This window comes from Streptomyces sp. NPDC040405 (assembly GCF_055595765.1).
Genome location: NZ_JBVIVI010000014.1, coordinates 105044 through 123104 on the forward strand (window position 1 = coordinate 105044; position 18061 = coordinate 123104).

At 71.3% G+C, this 18061-nt stretch carries 13 protein-coding genes and 3 pseudogenes (1 of these 16 only partly in view); 10 read left to right on the forward strand and 6 right to left on the reverse strand.

Annotated features, from left to right (window positions below):
* The 4 genes from ACZ59A_RS38290 to ACZ59A_RS38305 form a co-directional block, all read left to right on the forward strand.
* Window positions 1-1244 carry the final stretch of a non-ribosomal peptide synthase/polyketide synthase gene (locus ACZ59A_RS38290; RefSeq protein ID WP_470968701.1) on the forward strand. The gene continues 21847 nt to the left of window position 1, outside the view, so the window shows 1244 of its 23091 coding nt (coding positions 21848-23091); the start codon falls outside the window, past its left edge; it ends in the stop codon at window positions 1242-1244.
* Window positions 1241-8434 (forward strand): amino acid adenylation domain-containing protein, encoded by a 7194-nt coding sequence (locus tag ACZ59A_RS38295; protein ID WP_470968704.1) that lies wholly within the window; start codon window positions 1241-1243, stop codon window positions 8432-8434. The genes ACZ59A_RS38290 and ACZ59A_RS38295 overlap by 4 nt, the downstream gene beginning before the upstream one ends.
* The gene (locus ACZ59A_RS38300) at window positions 8431-8649 is read left to right on the forward strand and encodes an MbtH family protein (protein WP_470968707.1); all 219 of its coding nucleotides are present in this window, start codon (window positions 8431-8433) and stop codon (window positions 8647-8649) included. Before ACZ59A_RS38295 ends, ACZ59A_RS38300 begins: the two co-directional genes overlap by 4 nt.
* Window positions 8650-8713: 64 nt before the next feature.
* Complete coding sequence (locus tag ACZ59A_RS38305; protein WP_470968709.1) at window positions 8714-9736, forward strand: TauD/TfdA family dioxygenase; 1023 nt, start codon at window positions 8714-8716, stop codon at window positions 9734-9736.
* Between the two features lie 162 nt (window positions 9737-9898).
* Here ACZ59A_RS38305 and ACZ59A_RS38310 read toward each other — a convergent pair whose 3' ends face one another.
* Window positions 9899-11377 (reverse strand): short-chain fatty acid transporter, encoded by a 1479-nt coding sequence (locus ACZ59A_RS38310; protein ID WP_470968712.1) that lies wholly within the window; start codon window positions 11375-11377, stop codon window positions 9899-9901.
* Between the two features lie 178 nt (window positions 11378-11555).
* Between ACZ59A_RS38310 and ACZ59A_RS38315 the strand changes: the two genes are divergently transcribed.
* Both ACZ59A_RS38315 and ACZ59A_RS38320 read left to right on the forward strand, forming a co-directional pair.
* A complete protein-coding gene (locus tag ACZ59A_RS38315) occupies window positions 11556-11864 on the forward strand; it encodes a hypothetical protein (protein WP_470968714.1) in 309 nt (102 codons plus the stop codon).
* A 220-nt stretch (window positions 11865-12084) separates the two neighbouring features.
* On the forward strand, window positions 12085-12705 hold the full coding sequence (locus ACZ59A_RS38320) for an amidase (RefSeq protein ID WP_470968716.1): 621 nt from the start codon (window positions 12085-12087) through the stop codon (window positions 12703-12705).
* 508 nt (window positions 12706-13213) lie between these two features.
* Here the strand turns inward: ACZ59A_RS38320 and ACZ59A_RS38325 are convergent.
* Window positions 13214-13564 carry a hypothetical protein gene (locus tag ACZ59A_RS38325; protein ID WP_470968872.1) on the reverse strand — a complete coding sequence of 117 codons (351 nt, stop codon included), beginning with the start codon at window positions 13562-13564 and terminating at the stop codon, window positions 13214-13216.
* Between the two features lie 255 nt (window positions 13565-13819).
* Window positions 13820-14260 (reverse strand): VOC family protein, encoded by a 441-nt coding sequence (locus ACZ59A_RS38330; RefSeq protein WP_470968719.1) that lies wholly within the window; start codon window positions 14258-14260, stop codon window positions 13820-13822.
* Between the two features lie 91 nt (window positions 14261-14351).
* Here ACZ59A_RS38330 and ACZ59A_RS38335 point away from each other — a divergent pair.
* The 3 genes and pseudogenes from ACZ59A_RS38335 to ACZ59A_RS38345 all read left to right on the forward strand — a co-directional run.
* A pseudogene (locus tag ACZ59A_RS38335) lies at window positions 14352-14614 on the forward strand (GNAT family N-acetyltransferase); the annotation flags it as partial.
* A 168-nt stretch (window positions 14615-14782) separates the two neighbouring features.
* The gene (locus ACZ59A_RS38340; protein WP_470968722.1) at window positions 14783-15190 is read left to right on the forward strand and encodes a hypothetical protein; all 408 of its coding nucleotides are present in this window, start codon (window positions 14783-14785) and stop codon (window positions 15188-15190) included.
* A gap of 188 nt (window positions 15191-15378) precedes the next feature.
* Window positions 15379-15912, forward strand: coding sequence for a GNAT family N-acetyltransferase (locus ACZ59A_RS38345; RefSeq protein WP_470968725.1), 534 nt, complete (start codon window positions 15379-15381; stop codon window positions 15910-15912).
* Between the two features lie 189 nt (window positions 15913-16101).
* Here ACZ59A_RS38345 and ACZ59A_RS38350 read toward each other — a convergent pair.
* From ACZ59A_RS38350 to ACZ59A_RS38360, 3 genes and pseudogenes are all read right to left on the reverse strand, one after another.
* A pseudogene (locus tag ACZ59A_RS38350) lies at window positions 16102-16196 on the reverse strand (glucosamine-6-phosphate deaminase); the annotation flags it as partial.
* A gap of 5 nt (window positions 16197-16201) precedes the next feature.
* A pseudogene (locus ACZ59A_RS38355) lies at window positions 16202-16498 on the reverse strand (AMP-binding protein); the annotation flags it as partial.
* A gap of 70 nt (window positions 16499-16568) precedes the next feature.
* Window positions 16569-17177 carry a hypothetical protein gene (locus ACZ59A_RS38360; protein ID WP_470968728.1) on the reverse strand — a complete coding sequence of 203 codons (609 nt, stop codon included), beginning with the start codon at window positions 17175-17177 and terminating at the stop codon, window positions 16569-16571.
* Between the two features lie 433 nt (window positions 17178-17610).
* Between ACZ59A_RS38360 and ACZ59A_RS38365 the strand changes: the two genes are divergently transcribed.
* The gene (locus ACZ59A_RS38365; RefSeq protein ID WP_470968730.1) at window positions 17611-17940 is read left to right on the forward strand and encodes a hypothetical protein; all 330 of its coding nucleotides are present in this window, start codon (window positions 17611-17613) and stop codon (window positions 17938-17940) included.
* Window positions 17941-18061: the final 121 nt, after the last annotated feature.

The window sequence follows — 18061 nt, forward strand, 5'->3', positions numbered from 1 at the left end:
TCCGGGCCGCGGACTGCCTCCGCCGGGCGGGCACCGAACCGGACGGGCCCGGGCCCGAAGCGGCGGAGCGGGACGCGGCGGCCCGTCTCGCACCGGAGACCGGGACGATGCTCCAGGCGGTCTGGTGGGACGCCGGTCCCGGCCGGGCCGGGCGGCTGACGCTCGTGCTGCACCACCTCGTGGCGGACGCGGAGTCCTGGCGGATCCTGCTGGCCGACGTGGCCGCGGCCTGTGCGGCGGCCGCCACCGGCCGCCGCCCCGAACTCGCCCCGGTCGGCACGTCGTTCCGGCGGTGGGCCCAGCACCTGCGCACCCGGGCACAGGACGTCCGGCAGGTGGCGGAGCTGCCCCGCTGGACCGCGATCCTCGCCGGGCCCGACGCGCCGGGTGAGGAGCCCGGCATACGGCCGGAGGCCGGCCGGGAGCCGGGGCCCGGGGCCGGGACGCTGACCGTCACTCTGTCCGCCGAGCGCACCGAGGCGCTCCTCACCAGCGTGCCGGCGGTATTCCACGCCGATACCGAGGACGTGCTGCTGACCGCGTTCGCGCTGGCGGTGGCCGACTGGCGGCGCCGCCGGGACACTTCGGCCGCCCCGGACCCGCTGGAAGCCGGGGGAGACGCCGTGGTGGCCGACGTCCGGCGGCCCGGCCGGGAACACATCGCCGAGGGCATCGACCTGTCCCGCACCGTGGGCCGCTTCACCGCGACCCATCCCGTCCGCCTGGACCTGACCGGCCTGGACCGGCGCGAGGTGTGGGACGGCGGGCACGCCGCCGGGACGGCGCTCAAGCGGGTCAAGGAGGAGCTGAGGTCCCTGCCGGAGGGCGGTCTGGGATTCGGTCTGCTGCGCCACCTCAACCCCGCCACCGCCCCGGCGCTCGCCGAGCGGCCCTCGCCCCAGGTGGCATTCCACTACCTCGGGCGGCTTCCGCGCGTTCCGTCCGGCACGTGGCCGGAGGGGTCCGGCCTGCCGCCGGAGTACCGGGCCGAGGTGAGGGTGGCCGTCGTGGACGGTCCGGACGGCCCCCGGCTGACCGCGGCCTGGGGCTGGCCCCGCGCGGCGCTGACCGAGGCCGTCGTACGCGACCTGGCCGACACCTGGAGCCGCGCCCTGGAAGCCCTGGCCACCCACGCCGCCCGGTCCGACGCGGGCGGCCGCACCCCGTCCGACGTACCGCTGGTGCGGATGAGTCAGAACAAGTTGGAGCAGCTCGAAGCCGCATGGAGGAGAAGAACACGATGACGCGGGCGGAAGCGGAAACGGAACTGGAAGACATCCTGCCGCTGGCACCGCTGCAGGAGGGGCTGCTGTTCCACGCGCTCTACGACGAGTCGGCGCTGGACCTCTACACCGTGCAGAGCGCCTTCGACCTGGACGGCGCCCTCGACGCCGGGGCGCTGCGCGCCGCCGCGTCGGCCCTCCTCCGCCGCCATGCGAGCCTGCGGGCCGGCTTCTGGCACGAGGACCTGGACGAGCCGGTGCAGATCATCCCGAGCGCGGTGGAACTGCCCTGGCAGGAGCACGATCTCGGCGCCGTGGACCCCGGCGCGCGGGAGGCCGAGGCGGAGCGGCTCGCCGCGCACGACCGGCTGCGTCGCTTCGACCCGGCCCGCCCGCCCCTGCTGCGGTTCACCCTCATCCGGTTCGGCCCGGACCGCCACCGGTTCCTCCTCACCGCCCATCACCTGGTGATCGACGGGTGGTCCGCGCAGTTGCTGCTGGACGAGCTGTTCCAGCTGTACACGCGCGGCGGCCGGGAGGACGGGATGCCCCCGGCGGCCCGGTACCGTGACTACCTGGCCTGGCTGGCCGGCCAGGACCGGGCGGCCGCCGAGGACGTGTGGCGCGACGTGCTGAAGGGCGTCGACGAACCCACCAGGGTCGCACCGGCGGACCCGTCCCGGGCGCCCGGGCTGCCCGGTCAGGTCCTGCGCGACCTGCCCGACGACCTCGCCACGGCACTCGAAGGACTGGCCCGCCGTCATGGCCTGACCCTGAACACGGTGTTCCTGGGCGCCTGGGCGGTCGTGCTCGGCCAGCTGACCGGACGGACGGACGTGGTGTTCGGCACCACGGTCTCCGGCCGCCCGCCCCAGGTGCCCGGCGCCGAGAAGATGATCGGCCTGTTCGCCAACACCCTGCCCGTCCGGGTCCGGCTCACCCCCGCGGAGCCCCTGTCCGCCATGCTGGCCCGTCTGCAGCGGGACCAGACGCGGCTGATGGCCTGTCAGCACGTCGGGCTGTCTGGCATCCAGCGCACCCTGGGTTCGGGCGAGCTGTTCGACACGGCCACCGTGTTCGAGAACCTTCCGGCCCAGAGCGACGGACTCGCCGCCGCGGCGCTCGGCGGCGGGCTGCGGGTGACGGCGGGACCGAGCCACGGCGTCACCCACTACCCGCTCAACTTCATGGTGATGCCGGGCGGCCCGCTGCGGCTGCGCCTGGACCACCAGACCGACCTGTTCGACCGGGACACCGCGGAGGCCATCCTGGGCAGGGTGGTCCGGGTCCTGCGGACCGCCGCCTCGGACCCGGACCTGCGGATCGGCGCCCTGGACCTGCTGGCCCCGGCGGAGCGGAACCGGGTCCTGGTGGAGTGGAACGGCACCGTCGGCGACACCCCGGCCGCGCTGGTGCCGGAGTCCTTCGCGGCGCAGGCCGCGCGGACCCCGGACGAGGTGGCCGTGGTGTCCGGCGGGACGCGGTGGACGTTCGCGGAACTGGACGCGCGGGCGGACCGGCTCGCGCGCCACCTGACCGGCCGCGGTGTGGGACCCGATGTCCTGGTCGGGCTGTGTGTGAGCCGGTCGGCCGCGATGATCGCCGCCGTTCTGGCCGTATGGAAGGCCGGCGGGGTGTGCGTGCCGCTGGACCCCGGCTACCCGGCGAAGCGGCTCGCGTTCATGCTCGACGACGCGGCCGTGCCCGTGGTGGTGACCGAACGCGCGCTGACCGGACGCGTGGCGGGCGGCGCGGTGCACGTCGTACTGCTCGACGACGCCCTCGACGCCGGCCCGCCGCCGGCCCGGACCCCACGGCCGGCGGTGTGCGGAGACCACGCGGCGTACGTCGTGTACACCTCCGGCTCGACGGGTGTGCCCAAGGGCGTGGTGGTGACCCACGCGGGCCTGGCGAACCTGTGCGCCAGCCACCGCGAGCTGGTCTTCGCCCCGGCGGCGGCGAAGGTGGCCGCCACCGACGGGCGGCGACTGCGGGTGGCGCACACCGCCTCGCTCTCCTTCGACGCGAGCATGGGGCAGCTCCTCGGCCTCGTGGCCGGCCACGAACTGCACGTCGTGGACGACGAGACCCGCCGCGACCCCGCCGCGCTGCTGACCTGGGTACGTGACCGGGGCATCGACTATCTGGGCATCGCGCCGTCCATGCTGCGCGAACTGACCGGACTGGGCATGCTGGAGGGCACCGGGCACCGGCCGGGAGTGATCCTCCTCGGCGCGGAGGCCACGGGCGCCGCGCTGTGGGAGACACTGCGGGAGCACCCGGACACCGAGGTGCACAACTACTACGCGCCCAGCGAATGCACGGTGGACGCCGTCGGCGCCCGGGTCCGCGACAGCTCCCGGCCGGTGATCGGCCGGCCGATCCGCGACATGCGGGTCTACGTGCTCGACGCACGGCTGCGCCCGGTGCCGCCCGGTGTGGTCGGGGAGATCTACCTCTCCGGCGCGCAACTCGCCCGCGGCTACCTCAACCGGCCGGGCCTGACCGCCGAGCGGTTCACCGCCGACCCGTTCGGCGTGCCGGGGGAGCGGATGTACCGCACCGGTGACCTGGCCCGCTGGACCGCCGCCGGGCTCCTGGAGTTCGCCGGGCGGGCGGACGATCAGGTGAAGGTGCGCGGGTTCCGGATCGAGCTGGGCGAGGTGGAGGCCGTGCTGGCCCGGCACGCCACGGTCGGGCACGCGGTGGCGGTGGTGCGCGAGGACCGGCCCGGCGACCGGCGTCTGACGGCGTACGTGGTGCCCGCGCCCGGCGTCCGGCCGCCGCATCCGGAGGAGCTGCGGGAACACGTAGCCGCCGCGCTGCCCGAGTTCATGGTGCCCGCCGCGATCGTCGTGCTCGACACGCTGCCCCTCACCCCGAGCGGCAAGCTGTCGCGCCGGGACCTCCCGGCACCGGCCGCCGGCCGGCGCGGCGCCGGCGGCCGGGAGCCCCGCGGCCACGCGGAGGAGGTCCTGTGCGGCCTGTTCGCCGAGGTGCTCGGCGTTCCCGGGGTCGGGACCGACGACGGATTCTTCGCCCTCGGCGGGCACTCGCTGCTCGCCACCCGGCTGGTGTCGCGCATCCGCTCGGCGCTCGGCGCCGAACTCGCCGTACGCGACGTGTTCGAGGCCCCGACCGTGGCCGGGCTCGCGGCCCGGCTCGGCACGGCGCCCCAGGACGGGCGGCGGCCATCGCCGCGTGCCGTGGAACGCCCCGCCGAACTGCCCCTGTCCTTCGCGCAGGCGCGCCTGTGGTTCCTGCACCGGCTGGACCCCACGTCGGCCGGCTACCACATGCCGTACGCGCTGCGCCTGACCGGGGACCTCGACATCGCCGCGCTGCACACCGCCCTGAACGACCTGGTGGCCCGGCACGAGGTGCTGCGCACCGTCTACCCGGACACCGGGGGCGTACCGCGCCAGCACATCCTGGACCCAGCCGACGCGACGGTCGACCTGCCCGTCCGGCGGGTCGAGGAGGCCGCTCTCGCCGAGGCCCTCGCGGACACCGCGGCGCACCGGTTCGACCTGACGGACGAACCGCCCCTGCACACGGCGCTGTTCGCGCTCGGCCCGGACGAGCACGTCCTGCTGCTCGTGCTCCACCACATCGCCGGGGACGGCTGGTCCAACCGTCCGCTCGCCCGCGACCTGTCCGCCGCCTACACCGCCCGGTGCGCGGGCCGGGCCCCGTCCTTCGCGCCGCTGCCCGCGCAATACGCCGACTACACCCTGTGGCAGCGCCGGTTCCTCGGCGACGCGGACGACCCGGACAGCGTGCTGTCCCGCCAGGTCGCCCACTGGCGCCGCACGCTGGACGGGCTGCCCGCCGAACTGGAGCTGCGCCGGGACCGGCCCCGCCCGGAGACGGCCGGCTCCCGCGCCGGGGTGGTGCCGCTGCGCGTGGGCCCGGACCTCCACGCCCGGCTCGCCGACTTGGCGCGCGCGGGCGACGCGAGCCTGTTCATGGTCCTGTCGGCGGCGCTTGCGGCCCTGCTCACCCGCGACGGCGCGGGCACCGACATCCCCATCGGCACACCGGTCGCCGGGCGCACCGACGACGCCCTCGACGACCTCGTCGGATGCTTCGTCAACACCCTGGTGCTGCGCACCGACACCAGCGGGGACCCGAGCTTCGCCGAGCTGCTGGAGCGGGTGCGGGAGACCGGTCTGGCCGCCTACGCCCACCAGGACCTGCCCTTCGAGCATCTGGTCGAGGTGCTGAACCCGGCCCGCTCGGTGGCCCGGCACCCGGTGTTCCAGGTGATGCTGGCCCTCCAGCACGCCGGGGACCTGTCCCTGGACCTTCCCGGCCTGCGGTGCCGGGCCGAGGAGATGGCGTCGCGGTCGGCCAAGTTCGACCTGCTGTTCAGACTGACCGAGCGGCGTGGACCGGACGGTCTGCCCGGCGGGCTGGCCGGTGGCGTCGAGTACAGCGCCGACCTGTTCGACCGGGACACCGTCGAGGGCCTGGTGGCCAGGTTCCTGCGGCTGCTGGAGGCCGCGGCCGCCGACCCGGCCCAGCGGATCTGGCGGCTCGGCCTCCTCGCCCCGGCCGAACGCGAGCGGGTGCTGACGGGGTGGAACGACACCGCGCGGCCGCTGCCCCCGGTGACGCTGCGAGACATGTTCGAGGCGCAGGCGGCCCGCACCCCGGACGCGGTCGCCATGGTCGCCGAGGACATCACCCTGACGTACGCGCAGCTGAACGCGCGGGCCAACCGGCTCGCCCACGCGCTGATCGAGCGCGGGGCCGGCCCGGAGCGGGTGGTGGCCCTCGCCCTGCCGCGCTCCGCCGAGCTGGTGGTGGCCCTGCTCGCCGTGATCAAGACCGGCGCGGCCTATCTGCCCGTCGATGTGAGCCAGCCGGCCGAGCGGACCCGCCTGATGCTCGACGACGCCCGGCCCGTCCTTGTGCTGCACGCCGACGGCCTGGTGCGCGACCCCGGCGACCTGCCGGACCGGAACCCGGGCGACATCGCGGCCGCCGCACCGCTGAGACCGTCGCACCCCGCGTACGTCCTCTACACCTCCGGCTCGACCGGCACCCCCAAGGGCGTGGTCGTCCCGCACGCCGCCGTGGTGAACCGGCTGCTCGGCATGGCGGCCGAGTTCACGCTGGGGCCCTCCGACATCGTCCTGTACAAGGCGCCGGGCGCCTTCGACGCCTCCGTATGGGAGTTCTTCTGGCCCCTGACCACCGGCGCCCGGATCGTGGTCGCCGATCCGGAGGGGCACCGGGACCCCGCGTACCTGGCGTCGGTGATCCAGCGGCAGGCGGTGACGACCGTGCACTTCGTACCGTCGATGCTGCGGGTCTTCCTCGACGAGCCCGCCGCGGCCGGATGCACGGGCCTGCGGCAGGTCCTGACCGGCGGCGAGCCGCTCCCCGCGGACCTGCGGGACCGCACCCTGAGCGTGCTGGGCGTGGAACTGCACCACCTGTACGGTCCGACGGAAACCGCCATCCACACGACGTCCTGGACCTGCGCGCCCCTGCCCGGCCCGGACACCGGCGCGGCGGACACGGAGGCCGCACACGCCCGCCGCCGACCGGTGCCGATCGGGCGGCCCGTGCGGAACGTGCGGGCCTACGTGCTGGACGCGGGGCTCGGCCCGGTGCCACCCGGGGCGACGGGTGAGCTGTACCTGGCCGGTGCCCAGCTCGCCCGGGGCTATCTGAACCGGCGCGGCCTCACGGCGGAGCGGTTCGTGGCCTGCCCGTTCGGCGCGCCGGGGGAGCGGATGTACCGGACCGGGGACCTCGTGCGCTGGACCGGCGACGGGGTCCTGGAGTTCGCCGGCCGGGCCGACCAGCAGGTCAAGATCCGTGGCTTCCGCGTCGAACCCGGTGAGGTCGAGGCCGTGCTGACCCGGCACGAGACCGTGGCCCAAGCCGCGGTCGTGGCCCGTGAGGACCGGCCCGGACAGCGGCGGCTGGTGGCGTACGTGGTCGCGGCCCGCGGCGCCGAACCGCGCCCGGCCGACCTGCGCGGCCATGTCGCCGCGATGCTGCCGGAGTTCATGGTCCCGGCCACCGTGGTCGTGCTGCCCGCCTTCCCCCTGACGACCAGCGGCAAGCTGGACCGGCGCGCCCTGCCCGAACCGGGTCCCGGCTTCACGGCCGCCGGGCGGCCCGCCCGCACACCCGAGGAGGAGATCCTCACCGGCCTGTTCGACGACGTTCTCGGCGTGGCCGGCACCGGGATCGACGACGACTTCTTCGAACTCGGAGGCGACTCACTGGCCGCGATCCGGCTGGTGAGCCGGATCCGGGACACCATGGGCCTGGACCTCTCGGTCCGGGACCTGTTCGCGGCGCCGACGGTCAGCCGCCTCATGGAAAGGCTGCGCCTGGGAGTCTCGGACGACGCCTTCGACGTCCTGCTCCCGCTGCGGGCCACCGGTGGCCGCCCGCCGCTGTTCTGCCTTCCCCCGGGCGGCGGCCTGAGCTGGTGCTACACCGGGCTGCTGCGGCATCTGGGCCCGGACCGGCCGGTGTACGGGCTGCAGGCCCGTGGACTCGCCCGGCCCGAGGCGTACCCGGAGACGATGGACGACCTGGTCACCGACTGCGTCGAGCGGATCCGCTCGGTACAGCCCACCGGCCCCTACCACCTCCTCGGCTGGTCGTTCGGCGGTCTCGCCGCCCACGCGATCGCGGTGCGCCTCCAGCAGGAGGGTGAAGAAGTGGCCTTGCTCGCCCTGCTCGACACCTACCCCCGGGACGCCGGAACCCCGGTCGAGCCCGTGGACGAAACGAACGTGGCGGAAATCCTGTCGACCCTGCTCAGCTTCGCGGGCCACGACCAGGACACCGGTGAGCCCCTGAGCGTCGAAGACGCCGTCGAACTCCTGCGACGAAGCGGCGGGCCCCTCGCGGACATCGGGGAGCGACGCGTCACGGCGCTGACGGAGGTCTACGCGCACCACAGAAGGCTCTCGGCGGCGTACGTCCCCGGCCGGTTCGACGGAGACCTCGTGCACTTCACGGCTACCGTCGAGCGCCCCGACGGCATGCCCACCGCGGCCGCCTGGGAACCCAGGGTCACCGGAGCGGTCGAGCGGTACGCGGTGGACTGCACCCACCACCAGATGTGCCGGGCCGTACCACTGGCCCGCATCGGCCGCGTGCTGGCCGGAAAGCTGAACGGCACCGACAGCCCGGACAGGGACACCGCGACAGGAAAGAGGGAGACACACTCATGACCAATCCCTTCGAGAACCCCGACGGCAGATACCTGGTACTGGTCAACGACGAGGGCCAGCACTCGCTGTGGCCGTCCTTCGCCGAGGTCCCGGCCGGCTGGACGGTCGCCCACGGCGAGGACACCCGGGAAGCCTGCGTCGCCTACGTCGAGGAGCACTGGACCGACATGCGTCCGACGAGCCTCGCCCGGGCCATGGACGAGGCCGGGGCCTGACCCGCCCGCTTACCCGCATCAGACCGTGATCCGGACTGTGCACCGGACCGTGAGGAGGACCGGTTTGCTCACGCACCCCCAGGAGACCGCCCTCGGCGGTGTGGAAGAGGTGACGCTGGAGCTGACTCCGGACGAGGCCGAGGGGTTCCGCGAGCTCGTCACCGAGATGGCCCACACGCTGCCACACCCCGGCCCGGCATCGCTCGACGCCGCCGAACTGCTCGCGGAGATAGAGGTGGCGGCCCGCTGGCTGCCACCCCGCATGGCCCGCGCGCTCAGCCACTTCCGGCGGGCCGGCAACCCGTACGGGACCTTGATCGTGCGGAACGTGCCCCTCGACGGCACACTGCCCCCGACACCAGCCGACGGTGTCGCCCCGGACTGGAAACTGCTGCCTCTGGCGACCCTCGCCCAGCTCGCGGCGGTCTCCTGGCTGGGCGACGTCATCGCCTACGCCGACGAGAAGGGCGGCCGTCTCGTCCAGGACATCATCCCGGTCAGGGGCGCCGAGTCGCGGCAGGAGAACAGCGGCAGTGTGATGCTCGAAATGCACACCGAGGACGGCTTCCACCCGTTCAAGCCGGACTTCCTGACCCTGCTGTGCCTGCGCGCCGACCGCGAGCGCCGCGCGCGCACCACCTCCGGTGCCATCAGCCGGGCGCTGCCCCGGCTGTCCGCCGAGTGTGTATCCGTACTGCGCGAGCCCTTGTTCAAGATCCGGCACAGCAGTTCGTTCGGCCACACCGGCGACGCTGGCGCCGTCTCACCTCCGCTGCCCGTCCTGTCCGGACCGGACACCGCCCCCGAACTCGTCGCCGACTTCCACGCCATGGAGCCGATGGACGAGGCCGCGGCGCGGGCGTTCGGCGAACTCCACGACGCCATGTGCGCCGTGCTGGTGGGCACGGTGCTCGAAGCCGGCGACCTGATCGTCATCGACAACCGTGCCGCCGTGCACGGCCGCACCGGCTTCACGCCCCGCTACGACGGCCACGACCGGTGGTTGCGGCGCTGCTTCGCCGTGGCCGACCTGCGCAGATCCCGTGGCGTCCGGGCGGCCGGATCACAGGTGTGCGTGCTCCTGTGACCGACGAGCCGGCCATGGCCGGGACATTGGAGGAATGCGTGATCGGGACGGACGTCGGTGCCCAGGCCCGGGCGCCGGCACAGCGGCACCGGTGCCTCGAACCCCTCGGTGCCCCCGACGTCTTCGGCGATTCCGGCAGCGGTCAGGCGGTGCTTCGATCCGTCAGGGAAAGGACAGGGTCTGAGCGAGCAACGTCACGAGGACGAGCACCGTGGGAAACAAGGCGAGGAACATGGCGAAGGTGTAGCCCATGATGTCGCGCGCCTTCAGGCCGAGGATCGCGAGGGTGGGAAGCATCCAGAACGGCTGGAGCAGATTGGCGCTCGCCTCGCCGAGGTCGTACACCACGACCATCCACCCCTGGTTCACGTGGAGCTCGTTGGCCGCACCGAGGACGTAGGGCGCCTCGACCACCCACTTGCCACCGCCGCTGGGTACGAACACGCCGAGCACACAGCTGTAGACACCGATGAGGGCCGGGTAGAGGTGCTCGTTCGACACCGACACCAGCCAGTCCGCGATGGTCTGGTGCAGTCCGGTGAAAGCGATCATCCCGAAGATGCCGCCGTACAAGGGAAATTGCAGCAACACGCCCGAGGCGGCCGGCGCTCCCTCCCTGAAGGCCCGGGCGAGATGGACGGGCCGCCAGTGCAGGATGAGCGCCAGCAGGATGAGGATCAGGTTGACGGTGTTCAGATCGAGCGCGTTCAGCGGATTGCCCTCGGCCTGGGCGAAGTGGCGGGCGAGATACCACACGCCCAGAACGAAGAGCGCGATCGTGAGGGCCGGGCTGAACTCGACCCATTCGCCGGGGCGGCTGCGCCGGGAGCTCGGGCTCTTCGTGCGGAGCGCGGGACCGAGGTCGATGCCGAGGCGCTCCGCGGTCATCGCACGCTCCGGAGACGGGGACAGGAACCACGCCATGGTGACCGCGACCGCGAAGACGGCCACCGTGGCCACGATGCCCTGCCAGAGGAAGATGGTGTCGGTCAGGGGAATGACCCCGCTGCCACGCTCCTCGGCGATGATCTTCTGCACGGCGGCGGGGCTGGAGGTTGCGCTGGCCACCTGCAGCGCGGCCGATCCCGACAGGCCCTGGGCCCACACTGTGCCGAGCCCGAGGAAGGCCATGGCTCCGATGGCGCGGTAGTCGACTCCGGGCAGTCGGCGGGCGATCTCCTTGGCGAGGATGGCGGTGAAGACGAGGCTGAAGGCCCAGTTCACGTAGGAGGTGGTCATGGCGACGGCGGCGGTGAACGTGATGGCGCCGCGCGGAGTCCGGGGGACGGCGGCGAGCCGGACGATGAGGCGGGCGACCGGCGGCGAGACCGCGACCGCGTAGCCGGCGATGACGATGATCGCCATCTGCAGGGTGAACTCTATGAGTGACCAGAACCCTTTGCCCCATGCGTCCACGAGGCCGAAGCCGCTGGTCGCTTCCGGGTCGCTCGGCGTGCCGAGCAGATTTTCCCCTGAGACGAGTCCCAGGACGAGGACCACGAAGGTGCCGATCAGGACGAAGCCGAGAGCGTCGGGCAGCCACTTCTCGGAGAAGCGGGTGAACCGCAACGCCAGACGGGCAAGCCAGGTCTCACCGCCGCTCACCTCCGCTCCCGATGTCTTGAAGTCGTTCGTGGCCATACGGAGCTCCTGTTCATTCGATTTTGCCCGGCTTCGCGCGCCGTCGCCTGTGTCCTTGAGATTGGTCCGACTTCGTTCTGTGGCAGCCCGATCCATCGCAGGGCGAGGTGCGCAAGATACTGAGGGGGAGCAATCGCACGAGGCAATGGGGGAGTTGCACACCGATTGAGGCCGCACCATGTGGATCATCCCCATGGAGGATCACCGGCGCGTGGGTAAGGCCGGCGCATGGCAGTGCAGGGTGACAGTTCTGACGCTGCTGGCCGTGGATGCTCGGGCTGCCGAGTCCGAAGGGCCGGTGATCAACGCATGCGGCAGCGGTACGTTGCCGAAAATGCTGGAGCGCCAAGTCGGTAAGGATCGGGTGCGGTTCACCCCGAATGATCGGGTATTTCTGGCGGCGCTGCTGCACCGGCTTCCCCCGGATGTGCTCCGCGGACCGTGCACTCCGCGCGGGCCCTGGCGTTGCCCGGCCGGCCACCGCTGACCGCCTGCAACAGCCACGCCTGGTGACCGTCGCCGCCGGAGCCGGCATACGGATGTCTGCTTACCGCCCTGTTGGCAGCCGCTTTGCTGCGCCCACGGTGCCCGGAACGGTGACAGACGACGAGGACCGGGCCGCCGTGACACAGCCGGTGAGCTTTAGCATGTCGCTGCGGGTTCTGCGCGTATCGTGATCTTGCTGTGCGGCGGAAGGGCGGGTGTCGATGGGCGAGAACGAGATCCATTACCGGGACGCGCCCGAACTGGCGGAACTGATCCGCGAACGGCGGCTTTCCGCGGCGGAGGTGATGCAGGCGCACCTGGACCGCATCGAGGCGGTCAACCCGAGGGTCAACGCCGTCGTGACGGTGGCCGCCGAGCAGGCACTCGCCGCCGCGCGCGCCGCCGATCGAGCGGTGGCCGCAGGCGACACCGTGGGTGCGCTGCACGGTGTTCCGTTCACGGTCAAGGACTCGCTGGATGTCGGGGGGATGGTGGCCGCGCGCGGCTCGTCGTTGTTCCGGGACCGGGTTCCCGCCAGGGATGCGACCGCGGTGGCCCGGCTCCGGGCGGTCGGCGGGATTCCGCTGGCCAAGACCAACCTGCCCGAGTTCTCCTACTGGACCGAGACCGACAACGTGATCACCGGCAGGTCCCTCACCCCCTGGGACAACGAGCGAACTCCGGGCGGTTCGAGCGGCGGAGAGTCGGCCGCGATAGCCACCGGGATGTCGCCGCTCGGGCTGGGCAGCGACGTTGCCATTTCGGTGCGAGGGCCGGCCCACGACACCGGCATCGTCGCGCTGAAGGCGACCCGGGGACGGATCCCGACCACCGGACACTGACCCGAGGCTCCCCGCCGTTACTGGCACGTCGGCCCGATGGCCCGCAGCGTGCGGGACATCATGACCGCGCTGCAGATCCTCGCAGGGCCCGACGGCGTCGACGGCTACGTACAGCACGCGCCCCATGCTCTCGTTGATGCGCCGCAGATGGCTGCCCGGCATCCGCGAGGGAGCGCCCGGCCCCGGCGCCTGAGGATGTCCCCCGACGCGGCGCGCTGCCGGAGGTGCTGGCCGAACGACTGACCTAGACAGGTTCCGCAATCGGCCCCTCATCCGAGGGGCCGATTGCCATGTCCCGATCCTCGTTCAGCGCCCTCAGGCGTGCCGACCAGGTGAGGCACGCGTGGACGTGCCGCCGGGGTGGGGTCAGCTTCGGGTGACGGTCACCAGCAGTCCGGTGAGGGTGGCCATGAGTGTCATCGCTGTGAGGGCCCCGGCGAGCGGGGCGGCCCAAGCGAGGCGGTGCAGCAGCAGCGCCAAGGCGCCGACGCCGACGAGCAGCCGGATCTCAGAGCCACCGCATGGCTGCCTCGACGCTGTCGCCGATGCTGGTGTTGAACGCGATCGCGGCCCCTGGCGCATGCTGCCGGACCAGGTTCACGACCTGCTCGAAGAACGTCAGCAGGGGTTCAGGCTTGCGTATCCCACCCCCGATGACGACGACGTCCCAGTCTCGTTCGGACAGCGCTGTGACCACCATGGACTCGGCTGATCCGTCCGGCGCAATCAGCGCCGTGGAGGCATCGATGCCATGTTCGCCAAAACGGGCCAGTTCCTTGTCCAGGACCGCGCGCATGGCATCCCCGTCCATACCAGGCACTGCTTGCGGGTCGAAACCAAGAATGAGAGCGGAAGGCATGCTCTGCATGACGATCAGCTGACCGTGCCGGTTCCCGTTGCATGGAGCTCCCATCTGGGTGACGACATCACCTGAGACTGCAGGCCCTACCCGCGTCGGCGACGACCCACGTGAGCCGGAAGCTTCGCTCACAGCCTCGTAAGGGCGACGGGGCCGGGGTCCGGCGGTTGACACTGGCTGCGGCTGGGGCGCGTGGGCTGGGGCCGAGGCGGAACGGGCCGGGGCGGCCTCGGCGCCCGAGAGTGCCGCGGCTTCTCAGCGCAGTTGCTCGGCCAGTCCGACGATGATGCCCTCCGGGCCGCGGACGTAGCAGAGCAGATAGCTGTCCTCGAACCGGGCGATCTCGCCGACGAGTTCGGCGCCGTGAGGGCGCAGGCGGGCAACGGTGTCCTTGAGGTCGTCGACGGCGAACATGACGCGGTGCGTGCCCAGAATGTTGTGCGGCCGGTTGCGCGGCCCGGCGCTGATCACCGCGGGGCTGCGGTACTTCGCCAGCTCGAGCCGGCTGTGACCGTCCGGGGTCCGGACCATCGCGATGTCACAGCGGACGCCGTCGAGGCCGGTGCACTGGTCGGCGACGAGGCCCTCGACCCCCGCCCTGCCCTCCAGCTCCATACCGAGTTCCACGAAGAACGCGATGGCGGCATCCATGTCCTCGACGACGATGCCGACGTTGTCCATCCGCTGAATCGCCATGCTGGTTTCTCCTTCTTCCTCGTGCGGCCGGTGGTGGCCGCTGATGTCCCTGGGACGGAGCCGGTGGCGCGTTCTCGACATCCTCGTCGCGGCTGCCGAGGGGAAGGTCGATCTCGGTTACCTGTTCCTGCCGCGGGCGTGGGGATTCGGTACGCCGCCGAGGCGTGTGCGGCGGCACTCGACTGGTTCGACGGCGTCCTTCCCGGCGAGCCGGTGGTGCTCACCACCCAGACCGCCAACGTCGGCTCGACGCGCCTCGCGGCGAAGCTGGGGTTCATTGAGGCAGAGCGGTTCCAGGCATGGGACGCCGAGCAGTGGCTTGGTATGCGGTCCCCGGTCACGCCCTCTGATTGAGCTCGTGCTCGACAGCGCGGATCCGTAACTCCACAGCACGGCTAGGGGCTGTCCGGTAACTGCTGGTGACTGAGCTGGCCAGGCGGAAACTGCGTAGCTGCCGAGGTCGCGATGCCGGTATCGTCCGGTCTCCCGCCCGCCGTATCAGCGGCCGACGTTCAGAGAGCGATGCACATGACCAGCCAGCAAGCGACGACGACCTTGTGGCGTCCGATCGGCCCCAAGGAGCTGGACCTGGTTCAGGAGCTGAACTGGCGTGCGTGGCCGCCCCGGCTGCCCGAGCAGCCGATCTTCTACCCGGTCCTCAACGAGGACTACGCGATCAGGATCGCGCGGGACTGGAACGTGAAGCACGATGGGGCCGGCTTCGTCACTCGTTTTGAGGTCGAGTCGGAGTTCTTGAGCCGGTATCCCACCCAGCAGGCGGGCGGGCAGACGATCCTCGAGCTCTGGGTTCCGGCCGAGGAGCTGGACGATTTCAACGCCCACATCGTCGGGGGGATCCAGGTGGTCCACGAGTTCGCGCAGTGTACGGTCCTGCCGACGCTACGGCGTAGGGGTGATGGGACTCCTTGAAAATGGCTCTGACCGCGATTTCGTGAACGATCTTGGTGACGCGGCAGGCTGCCTCCCCCGGGCCATCAGGTCGACGCTTCACCCACGGCGTGTGGTGGGGGGCAGCCTGATGCCTCGCGGTCCCGGAACGGCAACACGGACAAGCGCCAATTACCGATGAGGCCCTTGCCTTCGGCAGGATGGGCGCCATGACCGAGATCCGCACCCCCCGCCTCCTCCTCCGCCGCTGGCATGACGACGACCTCGCGCCAATGGCGGACGTCAACGCGGACCCGCGAGTCATGCACTGGATCGACGACGGCTCGGTGCGCGACCTGGACCACACGGCGGAGGCCATCGAGAGCTGGGAGGAAGAGTGGGACGAGGAGGGCTTCGGCCTCTTCGCCGTCGAGCTGCTGGCCTCCGGTGAACTGGCTGGCTTCACGGGTCTGTCCGTGCCCGAGTTCCTGCCGGAGGTGCTGCCCGCCGTGGCGATCAGCTGGCGGCTGGGCTCACAGTTCTGGGGTCAGGGATACGCCTCCGAAGCCGCCCAAGCCGCCATGGAGTTCGCGCTCCAGGACCGTGGCCTCGACCGCGTGATCAGCATTAACCGGGTGGGTAACAACGCCTCCGAGAACGTCATCCGGAAGCTGGACATGGTGCCGGAACGCGTGACGGCACACCCCGTGTACGGCTATCCGCTGCGCGTCTACAGCATCGATCTCACCCAGTTCCAGGCGTGAACCGGCCGAGCCATCGGATCACCATGAGATCGTCAGCTGGCTCGGTCCGCAGCATGACGTGCTGCGGGATGCAATCAGCAGCGAATTGGATCAGTTGCGTTCGACGGCCTGACGGTGTCAACCCGCCGACCGGTCAGGCCAGCGGGCCCGGTCAGTGGTGCCGGTCATGGAGTCTTTCGCAGCGGTACGACCCTGCCACGCGGGTTTGGCCGCATAGTGGCCCTGAAGTAGTCGGCAAGCTTCAGCTTCGACGCGGCGGCCTCGTCCACCACGACGGTTGCGTGTGCGGGAGCGCAGATGGCTTGCCACGCCGGTAGCCGCCGTCGGAGGTGATGACGACCTTAGCGTCTGCGGCCTGGATAGGGGTGGCGAGGGCGTCCGCCGAGAACCCGCCGAAGACGACCGAGTGCGCGGCACCGACCAGGGCGCAGGCCAGCATCGCGACGGCCGTCTCCGGGATCATCAGCATGTAGACGGCGACCCGGTCACCCTCCTGTACGCCCAACTCCAGCAGGGCCTTGGCGGCCATCGAGCTCGGCGTAGGTGAGGCACGGCTGTCGCCGGACTCACCCCCGAAGTGGATCGCCCGGGAGCCATCGGCCCGACCTCAAGGCGGCCGACCTGCTCGAGATCGGCGACGACACCGTCACCGCAGTTCAGCTCGCAGACTCCTCCTGTGCGGCAGCTCCGGTGGCCTCTGGGGCGGTGTAGAAGACGGACGCGCCCTGCTTGGTGCGCTGGGCCTGGTTCTTGGCCACGAGGTTTTCGAGCGTGGTGCGCACGACGGTGGCCTTGACGTTGCGCTCGGGGTGCTGCTTGTCGAGCGCGGCGGTGATTTCGGCTGCGGAGCGAGGCTCGCCCTGGCCTGTCAGGTGCTCGCGGACCAGGTCGACGAGGGTGGGCTGGGCCGATGGTACGGCGGGTGCCTCGGGCGCGGTCTTCTTACGGGTCTGCTTGGGGGCTGGCGTGGCGGACTTCTTGGCCCGTGGCTGCTTGTCGGCCTTCGACGCGGCCGTCTTCTTCTTGCGGGGTGCGGGCACTGCTGTGGTGGACTCGGATGCAGCGGGTGCTGCCGAGGTTCCGAGGGCCTGCTGGATGTTCACCAGGACGGTGTGGTCCTGCTCCAGAGCGGCCAACTGTGCTTTCAGTGCTTCGATTTCACCGCTGATTCGTTCCTGTTCCTTGAGGTTGCGCTTGAGGTCATCCGCCACCTGTGTGCTGTACTGCGAGGTCAACTGGGTAGGCGGAGCAGTGGTCTTCGACATGTGGTTACGTCCCTTTCTGGGCGCCACGGGGGCGAAGCTCGCGGCGTGTGAATCTCATGCGTGTGCTGTCAGTGCCTGCTGCCACGTGTGCGGGAGCAGGTACTGCTCCCGCATGGCAATGTCGTAGTGATAGTACGGGTGGGGCATGTGTTTTGCTCTGCCGTGTGACGCAGACGCAGCGGATCCGAAGTCTGGTGACGGTCAGCGCGCACCCGCGATGGCATACCGGTAGGGAGCCAGGCGGTGCTGACGGGGCAGCTCTTCGGCGTCTCGCGGACGATTCCGACGCCGGGTGTGGCCTACTGCTGCACACCGTGTCTGGCAGACCGAAGCAGAAGAGCCGACAGACCAAACGCCCCTACGAAACGGCACCCCGCCCGACCATGCCGACAGTGCCGGAGTGGTACTCCTCAGCCCTGGCATGCTCGCGAGCGTGCAAGCCGCCGGATACACCGTCTTGCCCTGGGACGGCATCGACCACCGACATTTTCGGGTGAGCTGTATCGCCTGCACGCCTGCACGCCTGCACGCCTGCACGCCTGCACGCCTGCGCGCACCGCTCACCGACCCTCAGAACGAACGGCGGGCCGTCGACGAACTCCGCCAGGCATTGCGACGCGCCTACGTGGTCATGGCCGAACAGCAACGGATCGCCCCAGGAATGCGCCGCCAGGCACAAGACCTGCTGAACCGCTCCACCGACCTTCTGGAATGGGTGGAGGCATGTCAACCGCGTCTGCTCCAGGAGGCCGGCAGCAGCTGAAACGGACTGGTGGCTTGCCGCTCGACGGGGGAGCTGCTCAATACGGTGGAATAGCTGGCCATGAACCACAGGCAACGTGTCAGAACCATCCTTGGGAATCGGGTGCGCCGTAATCGTGTCC

Excerpts from the sequence above, each read along its gene's own strand:
- ACZ59A_RS38310 (WP_470968712.1), bottom strand. The coding sequence starts at position 11,377 with ATGGCCACGAACGACTTCAAGACATCGGGAGCGGAGGTGAGCGGCGGT.
- ACZ59A_RS38360 (WP_470968728.1), bottom strand. The coding sequence starts at position 17,177 with ATGTCGAAGACCACTGCTCCGCCTACCCAGTTGACCTCGCAGTACAGC.
- ACZ59A_RS38300 (WP_470968707.1), top strand. The coding sequence starts at position 8,431 with ATGACCAATCCCTTCGAGAACCCCGACGGCAGATACCTGGTACTGGTC.
- ACZ59A_RS38315 (WP_470968714.1), top strand. The coding sequence starts at position 11,556 with ATGTGGATCATCCCCATGGAGGATCACCGGCGCGTGGGTAAGGCCGGC.
- ACZ59A_RS38320 (WP_470968716.1), top strand. The coding sequence starts at position 12,085 with ATGGGCGAGAACGAGATCCATTACCGGGACGCGCCCGAACTGGCGGAA.
- ACZ59A_RS38325 (WP_470968872.1), bottom strand. The coding sequence starts at position 13,564 with ATGCCTTCCGCTCTCATTCTTGGTTTCGACCCGCAAGCAGTGCCTGGT.
- ACZ59A_RS38330 (WP_470968719.1), bottom strand. The coding sequence starts at position 14,260 with ATGGCGATTCAGCGGATGGACAACGTCGGCATCGTCGTCGAGGACATG.
- ACZ59A_RS38340 (WP_470968722.1), top strand. The coding sequence starts at position 14,783 with ATGCACATGACCAGCCAGCAAGCGACGACGACCTTGTGGCGTCCGATC.
- ACZ59A_RS38345 (WP_470968725.1), top strand. The coding sequence starts at position 15,379 with ATGACCGAGATCCGCACCCCCCGCCTCCTCCTCCGCCGCTGGCATGAC.
- ACZ59A_RS38295 (WP_470968704.1), top strand. The coding sequence starts at position 1,241 with ATGACGCGGGCGGAAGCGGAAACGGAACTGGAAGACATCCTGCCGCTG.